General features: G+C 49.5%; 15 protein-coding genes and 1 pseudogene. 4 read left to right on the forward strand and 12 right to left on the reverse strand.

Going from position 1 to position 18218, the window contains the following annotated elements; translation table 11 throughout:
- Positions 1-187 precede the first annotated feature (187 nt).
- From ACFS25_RS16210 to ACFS25_RS16250, 9 genes and pseudogenes are all read right to left on the reverse strand, one after another.
- A pseudogene (locus ACFS25_RS16210) lies at positions 188-1006 on the reverse strand (IS3 family transposase); the annotation flags it as partial.
- A gap of 76 nt (positions 1007-1082) precedes the next feature.
- Positions 1083-1415: a hypothetical protein gene (locus tag ACFS25_RS16215; protein ID WP_381503034.1), complete on the reverse strand. Its 333-nt coding sequence runs from the start codon at positions 1413-1415 to the stop codon at positions 1083-1085.
- 796 nt (positions 1416-2211) lie between these two features.
- The gene (locus tag ACFS25_RS16220) at positions 2212-3552 is read right to left on the reverse strand and encodes a hypothetical protein (protein ID WP_381503036.1); all 1341 of its coding nucleotides are present in this window, start codon (positions 3550-3552) and stop codon (positions 2212-2214) included.
- Positions 3527-4762: a glycosyltransferase family 4 protein gene (locus ACFS25_RS16225; RefSeq protein WP_381503040.1), complete on the reverse strand. Its 1236-nt coding sequence runs from the start codon at positions 4760-4762 to the stop codon at positions 3527-3529. Before ACFS25_RS16225 ends, ACFS25_RS16220 begins: the two co-directional genes overlap by 26 nt.
- Complete coding sequence (locus ACFS25_RS16230; RefSeq protein ID WP_381503043.1) at positions 4744-5865, reverse strand: glycosyltransferase; 1122 nt, start codon at positions 5863-5865, stop codon at positions 4744-4746. Before ACFS25_RS16230 ends, ACFS25_RS16225 begins: the two co-directional genes overlap by 19 nt.
- Positions 5858-6979 carry a glycosyltransferase family 4 protein gene (locus ACFS25_RS16235; RefSeq protein WP_381503046.1) on the reverse strand — a complete coding sequence of 374 codons (1122 nt, stop codon included), beginning with the start codon at positions 6977-6979 and terminating at the stop codon, positions 5858-5860. Before ACFS25_RS16235 ends, ACFS25_RS16230 begins: the two co-directional genes overlap by 8 nt.
- Positions 6933-8150, reverse strand: coding sequence for a lipopolysaccharide biosynthesis protein (locus ACFS25_RS16240; protein ID WP_381503049.1), 1218 nt, complete (start codon positions 8148-8150; stop codon positions 6933-6935). Before ACFS25_RS16240 ends, ACFS25_RS16235 begins: the two co-directional genes overlap by 47 nt.
- A complete protein-coding gene (locus ACFS25_RS16245) occupies positions 8147-9184 on the reverse strand; it encodes a CgeB family protein (RefSeq protein ID WP_381503052.1) in 1038 nt (345 codons plus the stop codon). Before ACFS25_RS16245 ends, ACFS25_RS16240 begins: the two co-directional genes overlap by 4 nt.
- A gap of 103 nt (positions 9185-9287) precedes the next feature.
- Positions 9288-9452 carry a hypothetical protein gene (locus ACFS25_RS16250; RefSeq protein ID WP_381503055.1) on the reverse strand — a complete coding sequence of 55 codons (165 nt, stop codon included), beginning with the start codon at positions 9450-9452 and terminating at the stop codon, positions 9288-9290.
- A 210-nt stretch (positions 9453-9662) separates the two neighbouring features.
- On the opposite strand from ACFS25_RS16250, the gene ACFS25_RS16255 reads away from it, so the two are divergent.
- Entirely contained in the window at positions 9663-9890 is a 228-nt protein-coding gene (locus ACFS25_RS16255; RefSeq protein WP_381503058.1) for a helix-turn-helix domain-containing protein, read from the forward strand.
- 228 nt (positions 9891-10118) lie between these two features.
- Here ACFS25_RS16255 and ACFS25_RS16260 read toward each other — a convergent pair whose 3' ends face one another.
- The 3 genes from ACFS25_RS16260 to ACFS25_RS16270 form a co-directional block, all read right to left on the reverse strand.
- Positions 10119-10997, reverse strand: a complete 879-nt coding sequence (locus ACFS25_RS16260; protein WP_381503107.1) for an IS3 family transposase — start codon at positions 10995-10997, stop codon at positions 10119-10121.
- Entirely contained in the window at positions 10982-11284 is a 303-nt protein-coding gene (locus ACFS25_RS16265) for a transposase (RefSeq protein ID WP_381503061.1), read from the reverse strand. The genes ACFS25_RS16260 and ACFS25_RS16265 overlap by 16 nt, the downstream gene beginning before the upstream one ends.
- A 572-nt stretch (positions 11285-11856) precedes the next feature.
- Entirely contained in the window at positions 11857-12021 is a 165-nt protein-coding gene (locus ACFS25_RS16270; RefSeq protein ID WP_381503064.1) for a hypothetical protein, read from the reverse strand.
- Between the two features lie 129 nt (positions 12022-12150).
- Here ACFS25_RS16270 and ACFS25_RS16275 point away from each other — a divergent pair, with 129 nt between their 5' ends.
- The 3 genes from ACFS25_RS16275 to ACFS25_RS16285 all read left to right on the forward strand — a co-directional run bounded on the left by ACFS25_RS16275 (position 12151) and on the right by ACFS25_RS16285 (position 17828).
- Positions 12151-16179, forward strand: coding sequence for a hybrid sensor histidine kinase/response regulator transcription factor (locus tag ACFS25_RS16275; RefSeq protein ID WP_381503067.1), 4029 nt, complete (start codon positions 12151-12153; stop codon positions 16177-16179).
- Between the two features lie 842 nt (positions 16180-17021).
- The gene (locus ACFS25_RS16280; protein ID WP_381503071.1) at positions 17022-17336 is read left to right on the forward strand and encodes a hypothetical protein; all 315 of its coding nucleotides are present in this window, start codon (positions 17022-17024) and stop codon (positions 17334-17336) included.
- A gap of 87 nt (positions 17337-17423) precedes the next feature.
- On the forward strand, positions 17424-17828 hold the full coding sequence (locus tag ACFS25_RS16285; RefSeq protein WP_381503075.1) for a LytTR family transcriptional regulator DNA-binding domain-containing protein: 405 nt from the start codon (positions 17424-17426) through the stop codon (positions 17826-17828).
- Positions 17829-18218: the final 390 nt, after the last annotated feature.

Genomic DNA, 18218 nt, shown 5'->3' on the forward strand with positions numbered 1-18218 from the left:
CCTAGAATTTTGAGTCGGTGTCTACTTATTTCGAAAAATGATTCTTCACTTTAAAATATGGTGTGCCGTCTCAAATAGGAGCGTTTCATTTTGATGTGGCGTCCTGAAATAAGTTTACAGTTTCGAAGTGAATTTATTAGTTCATGCTTAAAGTCCTACCATTGGTTTACAGTATCTCAACTAAAAATCAGCCGGCAACTTCTAGGTCTATTTTCCCTTTCTTATAGTAATTCTTCCAGTGTCTTCGCAAATCGCCCCTTTGTTGATGGGCTTGCTGTGGGGTCAGCATGTCACAACTGCTATGGGGACGTAATGAATTGTAAATCAGGACAGCCTGAGCAATCCCCTTTTTGGCTACGGCCAAGGTAGGATAGTGATCGGCTAATAGCTCTTCTTTCAAGATACCATTCACCCGTTCTGCGATAGCGTTTTCTAATGGATCTCCGCTTTGCGTCATGCTGATTTGGATGTTATTGTCCTTTAAAAGACTAACATACTCTAGGCAACAATACTGCACGCCCCGATCACTATGATGGATCAATCCATTCGTGTCCTGGCAGGCTTTCAAGGCCATCGATAAGGCTTTCAGACTACCCATCGCACTCAGCGTTTCCGATACACAGAATCCGACGATCTTTCGGCTATAGGCATCGGTCACCAAGCTTAAGTAAGCAAACCCATCGCCGACCAGAATATAGGTTATATCGCTAACCCATAACGAGTTGGGTGCTTTGGGCACATACTCCCGTATTAGATTTGGATACTTCTTCTGCCAGTGTTTAGAGAAAGTAGTCTGCACCCTACGGCGACGCTTTTTCACTAATAACTTATGGGATCGTAGCAAATCAAACAGCGCATCCCGGCCCAGCTTTAACTGGTGTTCTTGGACGAAATCCTGCATCAGCACGAGTAGTTTTCGAGTGCCTAAGCGGGGTTGCAGCGAACGGTGAAGTAATACTTGCTGAATAACCAGCTCGGCTTCAAAGCAATTCTGGTTATTATTTTTTTCAAATTGATAAAAGGCCTGCTATAACCAAGCAGTGCACACAACGCCGACAGGCTCTGTCGCTTTTCGTTGTGCCTCACTTTTTCGACCGCTTGGTGCCAAACTTTTTTCGGATCGGGACTTGCAGCTCATCCTCGGCAATATCGAGCATGGCGTTCAGCAGCTTATTGCGTAGTTGTTCCTGCTCCAAAAGCTTCTGGAGTTGCTCAACGCTGGGTGGTTGATTGGGTTTGGGCTTCATGGGATCTGAAGCTAAGCTCACGCCCTTTAGTTTAGCCTGTTGTTGCGCTTGATACTTGAGCACACACCGATTTATCGTGGCTTTACTGATGCCATACTTTTTTTCCAGTTGCAGGTAGGTACACCCACCCAGCAAGTATTCACGTACTGCTTTTTGTCGTTTGTTCATTTTACAGCTCAGTTGAGGGCTGTAAACCTATTTCAGGACATGACAGAGCAGTGAATCCTCTCCTGAAATTATTCTATTTACGTGAATGTTTATTTTATATGATCATAGTGTTCTATCTTCTAGCTTAAATACAATTAGAGATTTCGTTAATTTCGTTCATGAAATCGCTGCCTTAACTGACCACATTGTTGAAGGTCGACAAACCAAAACTTAGTCTCTATTCGGAGCCGATACTTTATCAGTCTCTTTTTGACCAGCCCGTTTTACGATTTCCACAAACTCCTCGGTTGAAACGATTCGTATTTACGGATCGTCAAGTCCCTCCTCCGAATCAGGGGAGTCTTCTACATTCGTACGATCGGATGGCACAGGCCACCCTGCGCCGAAGCGAATGTTCCATAAAAATTAGTTCATAAACTAACTACCCAACGTATGAAAATCGTCGGTTCACACCCGGCTTTTTTAGGCTCTCCAACAGTTGACTGTTCAGCTCTACGAAGTTAAAAAGACATCGGTCAAGAAGATTTGTGAGATGCAGGCTATTAGCAAGCCAACGCTGTACGCCTTAACCAACAATCACCAGGAGCCGTAAAAAAGGCCAAATAAGAAGCTCTATTTTCATTCTGACCCGCACCGCAACGGCAGACCGTGGGCGGCCCCGCTGTTTTGCATGACAGACCTATACCTAAAAAAAGGCTGCGACTGCTGCGGCAGCCCGGTCGTTTGTCCGAAATCACTTCGGTGAGAGATAGGAAAACGACCGGGCTGCCGCAGCAGTCGCAGCTTTACCGCAAAACTACCGTATTTTCGACAGGTACGAAATCCCAAGCAGCAGCAGATACGTCTTGGGTAAATCGTAGAGAAAGAAACTAAACGCACCCAGGAGACTGGCCGGCGGGAGCCTGAAAATTCGAATAAGGATAGACGACAGGAGTAAGAAAATGACTACCCGGTGATGTGTAGGGGCGGCCATCAGGGAGTAAACCAGCTTACTGAGTAACCAAAAAATGACGTAAAATAGAAGTGATATAATCGGAACTCCCAAGAAACCAAACCGCCGGAACGCATCGGCCAGCCACGTAATCGGGACAGAATGAAAATCGCTAAGTTCGTAGCCATAATAGGCTTCCAGGGTCTCGGGGCCGTCGTCGTTGTTGCCCTTCCGTACCAAAAACGCCGGAATGGGAATGGTGATGAGCCGCGAAAAATTGTCAAAATAAAAATACTCGTATCTGCCTGACATGGTATAGTCAATAACGCGCTGCCCCGAAGGCTCAATCACGCGATCCAGCGTTTGCAGAAATTGGTCTGATTGCAGCAATTTGGCGATTACCTCGTCGGGTGGAGAGCGGGTGAACTCCGGTTGCAGCCGACCGGCCGATATATACCCAAATACCATAAAGGACGCTAACGCCGTAAAAATGGCGAAAAAATAGGTTCGAAGCGTAAGCTTGATTACCCACCAGCGCCCTATCAAAAAAGACAGCAAGGTCAGGAATAAATCGCCACGATGTCCCCCAAAAAAATAAGCCAGCATGACCGCAGAAAAGGCGAAAACGCCGATCCAATGCCGTTGCTTGAGCAAGTACCCGGTCATGAATCCCTGCACAAAAAACAGCGGCAGAAAGGCACGAACGTAGTAAAAAGGGTCGGCCTCGGTCACGTAGTTGCCAATCTCTTCGCGGGCTTTCAACCCGCCTGCCAGGACATAGCCTGCCAGGATGACCAGGACGAATATCGTTAAGCGTTGATACAGTCGGCCAAGGTGACGCGCGTCTGCTTTGGAAAATGTGGGTACGCTGGCACGAGTAGGGCGCTTTCCAGACCTGAGCAGAGCATTGATGGGTATAAGGAAAAGATTGAATAACGTACCACGGCAGTAGTCGAACTCGCTGATTGAAAAAAAGTAGAATCGAAACAAAGCGTACGAAGCAATCCAAACCAAAAAATTCCCCATCACCCACGCCAACAGCATATAGCCGAAAAAATGACGCGGCATTTTGAGCCAGAAAATCAGCAGAAAAATAAACGAGTAACTGACTTGTAACGTATAGTCGGGCGTCAGCACGAAGAAGGCAAGGTAACTCACGGAAAGCACCCCGTTAACGATATTAACAGGACTGAAGGCAGCTTTCATACATCTCAGTAATCAAGTGAGTCTGCGTCTCCAGGTGGTAAGTGGTTTGAGCCACTACCCGTATTCGTTCTCGTTTTTCCGCCAACAGGGACGGATCTTGATAATAGGTAAGCAACGTATCCTGTAAGTCATCAATCATGGTTTGTGGATCGGTAATGGCCACCAAGTGGCCGATGTCTTCGCTGATAATGTCTTTCATTCCCGATGTTTTCAAACAAACAACGGGCACTCCATTTGCCATTGCCTCAAACACGACCGTGCTGTTGATTTCCCGAATACTGGTCTGTACGAACACGGAAGAACGGGCTAGTATGGCGAGGGCTTGCGCCCGCTCAACCCAGCCGTGCCACTCAATGAACGGCGCAATACCCAGTTTGATCGCCAGCTTCTGCCAATCATGGAGCAGAGGGCCATCCCCCACGACCTGTAACTGGTAGCGCATGTGGGACGGTAACTGCGCCAAAGCGCGTAAGAGAAAGGGCAGGTTTTTCCGGTGAATGCATTGCCCCACCCACCCAATCTGAAAAACGGCCGGGTCTTTCGGGGGCGTCTCGCTCGATATAATACTGTCTGACACACCCGTTTCGAGTACATAAGCTATTGGTTTGTTCTTAACCCTCTTTTTCAAATACTGATAACTGTCATAGGTAGCCGCTAACAGCCCGGCCGATTTGGAGCAGGCCAGGCGTACGTTGGGCGATAGGGTACGTTCTATCGTATTGATAAAATTGTATCCGTAGTAAGCCAAACGGCCTTTTTGATTCAGAAAAACCAGCAGGCGTCTGTCTACATTGGTAAACCCGTCTATCGGTCCCCACACGAATCGATAGGGCAACCAATAGCAAAACCCCGGAATTCGGTAGCCGGTCGTATTCAGTTTATGAATAATGGCGATGCCGCTGTGTTTGAATTGCCGGCTGATAAAGCGAGCCGACTGCATGTGCCAAACATTGTACAGGGCGTAATTAATGGGAAAACGGTGTAGCCAGCCCACCGCAGCAAGGGGTATGAAATAAAAAGAAACGTTTGGTAACGGATGCTGGAGCAGGCAGGCCGCAATACGAAGGTCGTTTCCGTCGTACGATTGAGTAACGACGTGCAAGGTGAAACGAGCTGATAACGCCACAATGTATTGCCACGCCATGCCTGCCTCCGAGCCTTTGACAGGGTCTACCACAAACGCTTCAATGATTATTTCTCGCTTTGGCACCGGGTATAAAGGGTTAGCAACTCCCTTGCGTTTTGGGGAAGGGAGGCATACTGAATGTGGGCGTTGTAGGTGTTGCTGAGGGGGGCATTTTTGCGGGCGAGCACGGCCGCTGCCCACGTCTCTGCGCTGTCGGATAAAGACAATCGGGTTACATTGTCTGTAAAAATAGCCTCATCAGGGATGGCGTCCGACACGCAGCACGGGCAACCCGCCAGTTGTGCTTCCACGAGGCTCATTCCATAACCTTCGTGCCTGGACGGAAACAGAAACACATCCGCCTTAGCGAACACGTGCAGTTTGTCGGCGGTATACGCCACAAATTGCACGTGTTCGCTAAAGCCCAGCTGCTCAATTCGGTGCCGTATGGCTTTATTGTCTCCTTCGCCCACAAAAAGCATATCGAAATCCACCTGCATCCGCTTCAATACGGCCAAAATAGCCACGATAAATTCCTGATTCTTAGCGTCTTCAAACATGGCGCTTTCATAGAATCGCCCGATGTGTAGCAACGTGATTCGGTTGGTCGGTTTACGCTGTTGCCGTTGGCTGCAATGGGTAAGAAATTCATCCGTTGGGTTATCACACACCCCGCAGGGCATCATGCCGTGCCGAGGTGTTTTGCGACCGAATAAATCTCGATATGACTGCTCAGAAACGGCGATTTTGGTGTCTGCGCCAAGGTTGAGTACCTGCTTTAAGACACCAAAAACCAGGCGATAACGTCGGGTTTTGATATGGGCGGTAGCGGCCGCATGATTGTGCAGAATCACATGCTTTCGCAGCACTTTAAAAAAAGGAAGTGGCCAAACAGACTTGAAGTAAACGTGACAATGCACGCAGTCTATGTCATCGAAAAAGGCGCGGTTTCGGAAAAGCTGACGGTTGTAGTCCAACACGTGCGCCGTAATAGGAAGATGCAGGTAGGCTATCCGATGTTGCTCAAATGTATGGCGCAGTACCGGATGAATGTGTTTGTCACAAATAAGAATTTTAACCTTAACGGCCGTCAAAAGCAGCGGAAGGATGTGGATAAGCCAGCTTTCGACTCCCCCAAAGGCCTCGCCATGGATGACCTGCAAAACGCCTGGAGTCCCTTTACCCATGATAAACGGTCAGTAAGCGGGGATAGTTAACTTCGTAGGCAAAGGCGGCCTTGGTTCGAATCAGCAGTTCGGTTGGAGAAGGCAGAGACGCAGGACTATCTAAATAGTACTGCAATTTGGCACGAATTCCGTTCGGGTTATTCTCGTCGATGAGCAGGCGTGGGTCTATTTTTTGCAGTATTTCGGGAATTCCGCCTACGGATGTCCCCAAACAGGGTGTTCCCCGCTGCAACGATTCGATAATGGCAATGCCGAAGCCTTCTAAATCAACAGAGGGCACAACCGTCAGATGAGACGAGGTCAGGTATTCGTGCAACACCTCGTTGGAGACCTTGCCCAGCAAAAACACGTGACCTTGCAGGTGGTGCTGTTCAATATAGGTTTTGAATAAATTAAACAGTGCCCCATCGCCAATAATGAACAGCTCAAGGGCATACCCCGCTTCGAGCAACGATTTTACGGCTTCGAGGAGATGGATAATGCCCATGCGTTTATAGAGACGCCGTACGCAACTAATTCGAAACGTAGGCGTCAGCAGGGCCGCTTTTTGGTGGCAGATCGCCGGAATGTTGAGCAGATCGCCGTTGAATGAATATGGTACCACAATCACCTGCGCCGGATTTACCTTGAACTGGTCGATCAGGAGGCTTTTTGAATAGTCCGACAAAACAATGATTTGTTGAAACCTGGGGTAAATCAATTGCTCGAACCATTTGAGCAGTTGCACGTAGAGTTTGTTTTTACCTTCTATCTGTGCTTCCAAAAAGGCACAACCGTGAAAATGGAAAACCGAATGGCTTCGAAACAAAAAGGGGAGACTCAAAAAAATAGTGGGTAAGTAATGGGCAACAAAAACGACGTCGCCAAATCGTTTGTCAATGGCTGTCAGCAAGTTTCGCATCATCAGCATCCGCACTACCGCCGAATGTCTGAAACTGCTGAAAAATATTCGCTTCCCGCTTACGCCCACTTTTTCGCCAATTTCAATACTGATAACCGCCTGATTCGTGAGATTCAGGTAGTCAATGATTGATTCGAAATAGCTCGAAATGCCACCGGGGTATAGCTTATGGTTGATAGACCCGATTTGAACGATTACTTTTTTGCCATTCATTGCGTAAGTAAAAAATCATACCCAAAAAGCCCAGCAAATACGCAACGGCCACCCCAAAACCCCCTGAAAAGGGTAAAAATGCGATGCTGCAAAGCGTGATCGCGTTACCGATCATAAAATTGATGACCAGGATATGTGTTTGTTTTCGATAGTAAAATACCTGCTCCAGCAAACTCACCAGGCTACTTAGAAAGTAAATGAGGTTCATCAAGACAAAGAGCATCCAGTGATTCGCCAGTGGTTCGGCGACTAACAGCGCAATCCAGAAGCTGGGCATACTGGTCAATACGATAAAGGCCAACGCTGCTACAACGACATACAGTTTCAGATTGCTGGACAGCGCTTCATTTACGTCGTTCAGCCTGAACAAATCGGCGGTGAAGCGAACCAAAGCCAGTGAGCCGATCAGGGCGTATAGTTTGGTAAGAATAACCTGAAACGCCCCGAAAACCGATAAATCGGCTGCCGTATAGTAATAGTGTAGAACCAGAACGCCTACGCTGGCATTGACCCAAACCAACAGGTTGTATCCCCCCAAGGGCGCAATGTAACGCCAACTTTGCCTGAAAATCCGCCCTAACTCCCCCAAAGAAACCCAATGGATTTTATTTCGGAGCACCACGCACGCAAGCACGTACCCAGCCACCGAGAGTCCACCTATGACAAGGTCATTTTTGCCACCCCACCCTAAGTAGGCGCCTACGAATGCCAGATTGAGTAGCGGTGGGGCTACGCTCAGCGCCAGTAGTCTACGCAACTGGTCGTCCTTGTTGAGGATAAAAATGCCGAAATTGTAGATCGCAAAGCAGAGTTGATACCCACATACATAGACCGTAAAAAAGAAATTGCCGCCGAACGCGCCGAAGCAAGCGTACAGAAACAGGTTACAGACAAGTATCAGCAAGCCAATGAGTCCGAAAACAGACGAGGAGGAGTACCTATCGGCGGACGATGGTGCATATACGCCTACTTTCAGAAAGTTGACGTAAGGTCCGGCAACGAAACCATTGGCAAAACTAATGCTTACTAAAAACAAGGTATAGTCGGCATATTGACTCGTGTTCAGGTGGGTCAGCAAAAGTTTGAGCAGGGCAAAACCCAACAGGGATGGCGTAATCGCTATTGCAGCCGAATACACATGTTTTGGGTGAATGTAAGCAGAAAAGCTCATAAACCGGACAGGCAGTTTAGTATTTCCTGTACCAAATTTGTGTAGGTGTACGGAGCAAATACAGCTTTGTTAAGGGCCGATAGCTGAAAGCGTTGTTCGTCGGAAGTTAGTAATCGCTCTACTTTTTCGACCAGTTCGTTTAGCGTATCAAAACTGATTAACGCAATGGTGTCCTGATCATAAAACTCGGACAACACCGGTTTGTAATCGGTGACTTGAACCCCGCCAATGCCACCAATCTCAAAAAACTTGTTGTTGACCGAGTTGATTTCACCCAAATGAAAATTATTGATCACGATTTTGGAACCGTATATCAAATCCGCTTTTTGGTGGCCTGTTATGTATTGGTTCGTGAAGTATTTCTCCAGGGAAGCGGGGAAATAAGGTCCCCGATAACCAAAACACCGAATGGAGTAAGGCAGTTGTTCCAGGGCGCGTAAGAAATGTACTCGGTAGGGGTTAAACTCACCGATCATCATTATATCGATGTTGGTGTGCCGCTCGGCCTCTTGTTTGGTGTTAAATCGGCTTTGGTGAACCGTCGGGTTAAAACGCTCGCAATAGGAAAACACGGTTTTGCCGATTTTTTTCAACAGCGCTTCCATGATGGGGCACTTGGTAAAATAACAATCATAGGGCGAGGCAATGATTTGCTGTCGTTGTAAAGTCGTAAGCGTGTCGGGATTGAGGTGGATGACCCGAAAATCGCGGGTTTTGAGGTCGACAATTAACTGGGGATGAATGTCACGATAGGTGCAGATGACCAAATCAGGTTGGCTGCGGTGGATGTGTTTCAGCACGCGTTGGGAGAGACTCCGGTCAAACCACTCACTCGCCTGGGTCGCATACCGGATGTAGCGCGTCGGAATCGGTTGCCAGGTGAAGTAGTCAATAATTTCGCAACTGTGCCCAAGTTGCTCACACGCGTGTTGCAGGTGGAATTCTACCCCGTCATATGTCGTTGCCCCTATAATGACAATGTTCATGTATTCCCTGCTGAAGCTGTTGAATGGTTCCCGTTTGTTATTTCCCATTCGATGCACCAGTTACGGTTAGTGTTCTACTACCGTTTCAGATTCCTGATGTCGTTTTTATACCGTGAACCCACTATCACGGTATAGTTTAAGGAAAGCTTACTTAGCTATAGCCACTCCAACCGGCGCATAGACTATTGCGGAGCAATATACGATCAAAGCCGCACTCAATACCATGCAATACGCCCGGAATGATAACAGGGGCGTAGCGTAGCTCAAACACAATTCGATGGCCGCTCGACGAGAAAAATAACCGTTTACCGAACATACGTTTAACGTGTCGGATTTTTCGCAGGGCCGCCGACGGTCAGCCGTTACTGTGCTGTACGATTCGAAACATTGTGTCAAAGCCACTGACAGCTGACGAGGATTTATGTAATTAAACTCAGCCGTCGAGTTACCTCGACGACTGGTCTCCAAAACCGTGCGTGAGGTAAAGTAGGAGAGCATAAAGAGCCTAGGGTAAAAGGGCCATTTTATGCCCTCCGAAGCGGGCTTGTCGGCAGCCCGTGCTTGTGGCCGACAGGGTGGCCGTCCCAAAGGCATGACGAAAGAAGCCAGTGATAAAGCTCAGGCCGTACGAACTTTGTGTGAAAAGCGGGAAAAAAGTGCTCAGGAAATCGCCAAACTGTTAGGCATTAGCCGAGCCAAGGTGTATCCGTATATGGCCTTGCAACCCCTAAGTTACTCCTTGATTGACAGGTAGGCTACCCTGTAGAATCGCTTATTCGCGGATAAATAAGACTGACGAAGGAACGCTACAGCGAAGTCGTGGCGAATTATGCGGTCCGCTGATGCGGTACGATTTGGAAATTTTACCCTAAGTACTACAGAATGTAAGCCAAAAATAAGGCCTGTCATAAATTATATATGACAGGCCTTCATTCCTCAATGGTCGTAAAGTGGACTTGCAACAGTATACTGGAGATTTTTCTTAAGCGGCCATTGGGGAAGTGTAAAAATATGATTCTTGTTGAGCGGGAGTCTGATAATTTAGGCTTGAATGTTTCCGCCGACGATTGTACCAGCCCTCGATATATTCGAAGGTGGCCAACCGCGCTACGGTCCGAGTCGGAAAATCAGTATGGTTCACTAGTTCACTTTTGAACGTCTTGAAAAAGCTTTCCGCCACGGCATTGTCCCAGCAGTTGCCTTTACGACTCATGCTCTGTACGACTGGCAGTCCCTTTAACTGTTCTCTAAATTCAGTACAAGCGTACTGGACGCCACGATCTGAATGAAAGAGAAGTTCGCCTTCTATTTGTCTGTTCTTAAGGGCCATACGCCACGCAGCCACGCTCGTATCTATGGCTTTCAGGTTATCGCTCAAGGCCCAGCCGATCACCTTTCGATCTGCTAAATCCAGTACGGTTGTCAGGTATAGCCAACCTTCGTAAGTGGGAATATAAGTAATATCAGACACCCATTTCTGGCCTGGCTTATCAGCCGTAAAGTCTCTGTTTAACAGGTTTTTAGCTACTGGATAATCATGCGATGAGTCGGTTGTCTGAACACGATACTTTTTATACATGATACTACGGATAGCTGCCTTGTGCATCAAACGGGCAACCCGATTACGCGATGCTTTTACGCCACGCTCTCGTAACTCATCGGCAATCCGAGGGCTGCCGTACCGAGACTGACTTTCGGCGTGTACCTGCCGAATATCGTCCAGCAACTGAGTTTGTTTCAGCTGCCTAGCACCAACTGGGTGCTTGCGCCAATAATAGTAGCCACTGCTACTGACTTTCAGTACTTTGCACATCTTCTCAACAGGAAACTGATCAGCATGTTCCGCTATAAATCGGAAAATTTCCCGTCTCCCCTGGAGAAGATGCCGACTGCCTTTTTTAGTATGTCGCGCTCAAGCTGAGCCTCTTTCAGCTCTTTCTGTAGTCGCCTGATCAGCTTCTGCTCCTCACTAAGCCCAGCGGCCGAGGATGCTAATTGACTGGAGCTTTTGTGGCTTTGTCGCCATTTAGTGATTCGGCTGGAATCGATGCCCAACTCACGAGCAGCTTCTTGCACGGAGCCTTTTGCATGAGATAACTCAACGGCCATTTTTCTAAACGTCTCGTCGAATACACGTCTTTTCTTCATATGTACTTTTGGGTTTGTTCCCAAATGTGCCTAAAATCCGTCTCCAGTCAAATGTAGCAAGTCCAAAGATCGCTCTCTTAATTCGGACTTTATCAGTCGGTACGGGCGGGGACATAGCTACCCAACTGGCGCCATGCTTCTAGTAACAGTCTAGTGAACTCTTAGCTTGGCTTAACTAGCCGTGAGAGTACAATTGTTGTATTGGTAATAGACAATTTATGTGTATGAAATTTGATGATCTTACTATTGGTTTTCTATTAGATAAATACAACTAGCTGTTTCTAAGATAACGTTCACGAAAAGGCTTCAATTAATTAACTCTCCCCTCGACGCATAGACTAAGTTTAACTGTTATCAAGTACACCAGTAAACGCTTATTAAAATGTTACCTTGTTCGGACGATTTCTGGCAAAAGTACAATTACCTGAAGACGTAAGAATAAGGATTTCTTGTCCCAAAATTAACGGTAAAATACTATTTTAAGAAAGTCTAGGAGATGAACGTAGTTACTTTAGGCCAGCTCAATCCTGAGCAGATAGTCCTATATGAAATAGCCTTGCTTGATCGATTCCTTAAAAGCAGCCCAATCCGACATCAGCAACATTTACCGAAATGGCGCTACGGGTATACTCATCTACGGCCTCGTGTGGCTGACAACAGCTGGTATCATCTACCGCTTTTCCACCCACCAGGGCCATCTGGGCTATACTTGTCGGTGGCGCTCTGATCCACCCCATTAGCACGCTGGTGAGCCAGAGTGAGTTATGAGAGCGGCCAACTAATACTCATCTAGTATACCTGTCAGAATAATATACTATTTATATTTGGCATCCCAGCCCAGCAAGCAGGCGTTAACATAGTACAAGTTGAAAGCAGTCAGTCTAGTTTTAGCCTTCTTAGTCGGTTTCTACTCGCTGGCCGGGGCGCAGCACTTTGGGGCTTCCGTCCAGCGGTATGGAATCGAGCAAGGGCTGGCCCACCGCGAAGTGAACGCTATTTTTCAGGACCGCCGAGACTTTATGTGGTTCGGTACCAAGCTGGGTCTTAGTCGCTTCGACGGGGCTACGTTCACGACGTATACCCGGGAAAAAAACGGGCTCGACTTTGATGACATCCATTCCATCGCTCAGGATGCCGATGGGCTGTTGTGGCTCATGGGTCCCGAGGGTAAATCAGCCATCACCCTCTTTAACCCGGTAACCGGCCAAGCCACCTCCTTCGAGAAACGCTTCCACCAGCCCCGACCCAATCACCCCCTGGTATTGCCGCAGATTCAACTACTGAATGGTCCTGACGGAACGATCTTCTTCATAGATTACCAGCCAGCCAAACTGACCGTCTACCATCCCAAAACGGGGTTGCGGACGGTAGCATTACCTCGGTACACGACACTGACGCTGGCGGCCGTTACCAGCCGCAACACCATTTGGGCCATTGCCAACCAGAAACAACTGGTGGAACTAACGTCGGATGGACGTTTGCTACATACCTACGATCACCCAGGAACTATCTATACCTATTTAGGCCAGCGCCATGCCGGTACGGAATTCTTTTACCGGAATGCAACAGACGCGCAACACCCTTATACGGGCCAACTGTATAAAATCGACGGATCGGGTCGTCGTCATGAGCAATCCAATGACTTGATCAAACCACAGAAACTGCAACGACGACTTGCCTATGCCTTCGACCGGAATGGACTGGTTTGGAATGGCTACCAGTTGCGTGATTCGGTTGGCCGGTTCATCCTCGATATCAGCGATCAACTGGCCAGCGGCCTGATTGATAACCGGAGCTTTTTTCGTGACAAAATTGGGGGCTTCTGGTTGGGAACCAGCTTTGGCCTCTACCAGATCCGGATCAGCCAGAACTACTTTCAACGCTTGTTCTACGAATCCGGCAACAGGAAACAACCCGCCGTTCGGGGCATTACCGCCGTGGGCGATACGCTCTACACGAATCTGGAGAATGGGTTGGGGTTGTTCGCCAGCAGGCGCTCGGGAGCATCGGCCATTCGGTTGCTGGGGAGGCCACGGTCATTCAATAGTTTGAGCGGTAATCTGGATGGCAAACTCTACTTAGGCGAGGGCTATACGCTTTTTACCTACGATTACCGAACCACGAAAAGCACCGTGATGCCCCTACCGGGCCCAGGAGCCGTATGGACCATTCATCCCTTTTCGGCTACCCCCCACCGATTGCTGGCCGGTGGCGATCCTGGTTTGTGGCTGGTTGACCCGGCCACCAACCGGGTAACCCCCTTCCGGGGCTATAACCAGTTTCCCGAATTAGCCCAGGCCCACGTATTGCACATTGGCCCCGACCGCCAGGGCACGATCTGGCTCTGCGCCACTACGGGGTTCTACACCGTCGACCCCCAACAAGGCGTTACGGCCCGCTACTGGCGTGGTGGCAGGGGTGCCTTTAAGCTACCCGCCGACAGCTACCAGCATTTTTACCAGGACCCTGACGGACACTACTGGCTGGCCACGGCTAATGCCGGGCTGGTGTGCTGGGATCGAGCCCTAAACCGCTACCGCCAGTTCAAACGGGCCGACGGGTTGAACAACGATAATATTTATGCGGTGTATGCCGACCGGCGGGGCCACCTCTGGCTCAGCAGCGACAACGGCATCATGCAGTTTGATCCGGTCCGGCTCACCACCCGGACCTACACAGTGCAGGAGGGCATCACCCACAACGAGTTTAACCGCATCGCGCATCACCAGGACAAGCAGGGGCGGCTCTATTTTGGTGGCTTGAATGGGGTAACGGCTTTCGACCCGCGTGATTTTGAAGCCGAGCCCCCCCTGCCCTCCCTGCCCCTGCAGGTAGTTTCCTTCCGCCAGTTCGATGCCGACCGCAACACGCTGGTCGATAAAACCGCGGAACTGCTCAAGACAGGTCAGATAACGCTGCTGCCCGACGACCGGAGTAGTATCCTCGACTTCGCGCTGCTCAATTACACCGATGCCCAGAAAAATACGTATGCCTACCAATTCAGGGGAGTGGATAATACCTGGCGCTACCAGACGGAGTCCTCGCTGCGGCTGGGTAACCTACCCTACGGCGACCATGAACTGCTGATTCGGGGGCAGGCCGCCGACGGCCGAATGTCGTCGGCCACGCTATCCATTGGGGTTCGGGTACTACGGCCGTTTTATCTGCGCGGCTGGTTTGCCTTTCCCCTGTCGTTTTTGTTGCTGGGCGGGGTATGGGCCTGGGGTCGGTGGCGGGAATGGCAATACCAGCAGGCACAAATCCGGCTGCAAACCCAGATCAATGAGGCCACCCAGACCATTGCCCGGCAGGCCCAGTATCTGCTACAGCTTGATGAAGCCAAATCACGTTTTTTTGCCAACATTACCCACGACTTCCGAACGCCACTGACCTTGATCCTGTCGCCGGTGGAAACGTTGCTGAGTGAATTGAAACAGACGCCCTACGGCGAACGGTTGATTCTGGTGGAGCGTAATGCCCGGCAGTTGCTGGGACTGGTTAATCAGCTCATGGACCTGGCCCGGCTGGATGCCCGGCAGATGAAGCTAACGCTGGTGTCGGGGCGGCCTGATAGGGTGATAGCCCACGTACTGGAGGGCTTTACTGCTGCGGCCACCACGGCTCACATTGACCTGATGTACCAGCCCGAAGAGACCGGTCTGTACTGGTTCGATGCCGACAAACTTGAGCGCATCGTAACGAATCTGGTGGCTAATGCGCTCAAGTTTACGCCGGGCAGCCTTCAGCAGCCGGGTCGGGTAACCGTAAAGCTGTATGGTCAGGACGGCCTTCACCTAACGGTAGCCGACACCGGCATTGGCTTGGCCGCTGACCATCTGGCGCACCTCTTCGAGCGATTTTACCAGGTCGAGAAAAGCAACGGTCTTCAGCCAATAGGAACGGGCCTTGGGCTGGCGCTGGTGAACGAACTGGTCGATCTGCAACAGGGAACCATCCAGGTCGAGAGTCAGCCGGGCCGGGGAACCACGTTCCGGGTCTGGCTTCCCTATCAGTCCGTTACTGATTCGGTGGCCGCTCCCACAGTGACCGCTACAACCGTGGCCCTTGATCCGACTGGAAGCGCTCCGCTAACAACGGCCCCACAGGAGCCTGCTTCCGAAAGCCAGTCTGCCGACTCGCCCCAAGCCGAACCCGCGGTGTTGTTGCTGGTGGAAGACAACGACGACATGGCCCAGTTCATCACCGCCAGTTTGCCCCCCTACTACACCCTGCATCGGGCCGCTGATGGACTGGATGGGCTGGAACAGGCCCGACAACTACTCCCCGATCTGATCATCAGCGACGTAATGATGCCCCGCCTGAACGGCTATGAACTCTGCCAGGAGCTTAAAACAGATGCCAGTACGGATCATATTCCGGTGATCTTGCTCACGGCCAAAGTAAGTCTGGATAGCCGGATGCAGGGGCTGCGGCTGGGTGCCGACGAGTATCTGACTAAACCCTTCCACGTAACCGAACTGCGCCTGCGGGTACGCAATTTGCTGGCTACCCAGCGCCGACTGGGTGAGAAGATCCGGGCGGAATTACAATCGCCTGAAACCTCGTCCGAACCGGTGCACCCGTTTGTACAAACGCTGTACCGGATCCTAGATACCCATCTGGACGATTCGTCATTTGGGGCGGAAGAACTGGCGATACAGGCCAATTTAAGCCGAATGCAGCTTTACCGCAAACTCAAAACGCTGGTCGGCTTACCGGCCACCGACTTCATTCGGGAGTACCGACTCAAGCAGTCGATCGCGCTGCTGCAACAGGGCTTATCAGTCAGCCAGTCGGCTTACGCAGTGGGCTTTGACAACCCCTCCTACTTTGGGCAGTGTTTCCGCGAACAGTTTGGCCAGCCCCCTTCCCGCTTTATTACCCGGTCCGTCTAAACCTCTGCCTTGCCAGTGTGCCGTTTCAGTGACGGCCTATCTTACATAAGCGAGAGTCAATACGTCTCTCGTAGGCACCCCAATGAGCCCAACGTCCCACACGTACGGCTGCGTTCTCAAGCCCTAAACCGCGCCGACGATGCACTCCATTTTCGACTTCATCTCCAACCAGCGGTTGACCGCCCCGCCCCGGACACAGTCAGCAGTTGGGCTAACTCGGGGATGCCACCCCAGATTTGTTTAATGACCGGATGAGCCACCCAACTGCCGGGTTACGCCCGACTAGATTACCTGCTAGGCGCTGTAACGGGCTTTTTTTGCCATCTGTTACCACAGCAAGAGGATGTGTTACCACCGTAAGAGTTGGACAAACGGGGTTATTCTACTTTTGGGGCAGTCAACCGCATTACCCACTCATCGTTATGAAACCATCTTTTTGCCTATTTAACCGGGAGGCTATCGGCTTACCAATTCTGCTTCAACTACGTGCTGTGATGTTTCCAGGTTGGGGGCCAACCATTCGTTATGTCTAGGACCATACTCATCCTGCACCAATCCAACCAAGGTTTCAGGATCGGTTGTTAGCCCTATTGATTGGGGCACCATGGCTCACCTGGACGAGATAGTCATCACGGGGAATACCCACCAAGACAGCAGTCCTGTACTGGCCAACTGTACACTAAACGCGGCTCGTGTTAGTGAAGTGGTTATCCAATTAATCGTCGAATCGACCAGAGCGGAAAGGTGATTATGGTAGTATGGCCCGACAGCCCGGCTCAATTTTCAAGATTTTTTCAGGTGCAAGCCATATCTATCTGCTTGATAAAAACACATAAATCGTTATGAATCCGCCATTAATTACCTCATCCGTTATGAATTTCTTTAAAAAGCTTCTTAGGCAAGAAGAGCCCCGGCCTATTGAACTGGCCCCCTCGACAGCTAAAGAAATAATGACTCGCTTAAAACAGGCGGCTGAGTTACGCCTGAGTCAACAGTGTGAGCTTGCTCTTGTCGCGTGTAATGACGTTTTGTTGCTCCATCCGACCAGTCATCTTGCCTACCAGATTCGGGCTCTAACCAAATATGATATGGGTGATCAGGATGGGGCTATCCGGGATTGGAATCGCTTTAAATCATTGCAAAAGTTCTTGAAATAAATAGGTCTGCTGGTCGAAAAAGCCTAAACGATACCTGTTGGGGTGTATTTATCAATCCGACGACCTTCCTCTAAACTCAAGTTATTTATGAATTATCCGTTTCTGGTTTCCACCCCTGAACGTGTTGCTGTTTCGTATAGTATCACGATACGCGTCAATGATCATCGCGTTGGCTGGCAAAGTAGACCCATTACTGATTTGATGATGATCAAAGGAGTCCGTGGCTATAGCTGGCTGTACTGGAACGATGGGACCAAACAGCTGATGGCCTACACGCTGAAGCATTACGTCAGCCAATTACCAATGAACGACTTTATCCGTGTTCATCAGAACTGCCTCATCAACCGAGCGTTTGTGCAGAAAACCCAGTTGACCCATCGTGGGCCCCTGTTACGTCTTTCGACCGGGATTGACGTTGCTATTTCCCGACGGCGGTGGTCGCTAGTCAAAAAAGAATTACAGGATTCTACCGGGGGTAGTCAAGGTGGCTAATGGCTTGTTGGTTAATCGAATTGGCCGTAAGTTCATTCAGGCCTAATCTTAATTTCTACGTCTCTTAAATGCTTATATAATATACCTACTGGACTGTCTACCGTTTACTGGACATTACACTAAGATCGTTCATTGGTTAGTCTAGTAAAGGGTAGAAAGTCCGATCTTACTACTGTATTATTTTGTTTTTAAAATTTTTGATAATCCATTCCGTGTCCATTGTTGCTTTAGTACAAATGTAGATTTAACTCTTTTTGTCCACGAAAACGCTTCGATAAGTGAACGGCTATTACAGTTTACCGACCAGTCAGATCTATTAAATTTTAGTCTGACTTGTCCTGAAAAATATTGACCATAAACAGTCAATTTATGGACAGGCTTGTTAGACTA

The organism is Spirosoma flavum (assembly GCF_042686045.1).
In the GTDB taxonomy this organism is placed as follows: domain Bacteria; phylum Bacteroidota; class Bacteroidia; order Cytophagales; family Spirosomataceae; genus Spirosoma; species Spirosoma flavum.

Bases quoted from the DNA above. Each gene is read 5' to 3' on its own strand.
- ACFS25_RS16215 (WP_381503034.1), bottom strand. From the start codon at position 1,415: ATGAACAAACGACAAAAAGCAGTACGTGAATACTTGCTGGGTGGGTGT.
- ACFS25_RS16220 (WP_381503036.1), bottom strand. From the start codon at position 3,552: ATGAAAGCTGCCTTCAGTCCTGTTAATATCGTTAACGGGGTGCTTTCC.
- ACFS25_RS16230 (WP_381503043.1), bottom strand. From the start codon at position 5,865: ATGGGTAAAGGGACTCCAGGCGTTTTGCAGGTCATCCATGGCGAGGCC.
- ACFS25_RS16235 (WP_381503046.1), bottom strand. From the start codon at position 6,979: ATGAATGGCAAAAAAGTAATCGTTCAAATCGGGTCTATCAACCATAAG.
- ACFS25_RS16240 (WP_381503049.1), bottom strand. From the start codon at position 8,150: ATGAGCTTTTCTGCTTACATTCACCCAAAACATGTGTATTCGGCTGCA.
- ACFS25_RS16245 (WP_381503052.1), bottom strand. From the start codon at position 9,184: ATGGGAAATAACAAACGGGAACCATTCAACAGCTTCAGCAGGGAATAC.
- ACFS25_RS16250 (WP_381503055.1), bottom strand. From the start codon at position 9,452: ATGTTCGGTAAACGGTTATTTTTCTCGTCGAGCGGCCATCGAATTGTG.
- ACFS25_RS16255 (WP_381503058.1), top strand. From the start codon at position 9,663: ATGCCCTCCGAAGCGGGCTTGTCGGCAGCCCGTGCTTGTGGCCGACAG.
- ACFS25_RS16265 (WP_381503061.1), bottom strand. From the start codon at position 11,284: ATGAAGAAAAGACGTGTATTCGACGAGACGTTTAGAAAAATGGCCGTT.
- ACFS25_RS16270 (WP_381503064.1), bottom strand. From the start codon at position 12,021: ATGGGGTGGATCAGAGCGCCACCGACAAGTATAGCCCAGATGGCCCTG.
- ACFS25_RS16280 (WP_381503071.1), top strand. From the start codon at position 17,022: ATGAATCCGCCATTAATTACCTCATCCGTTATGAATTTCTTTAAAAAG.
- ACFS25_RS16285 (WP_381503075.1), top strand. From the start codon at position 17,424: ATGAATTATCCGTTTCTGGTTTCCACCCCTGAACGTGTTGCTGTTTCG.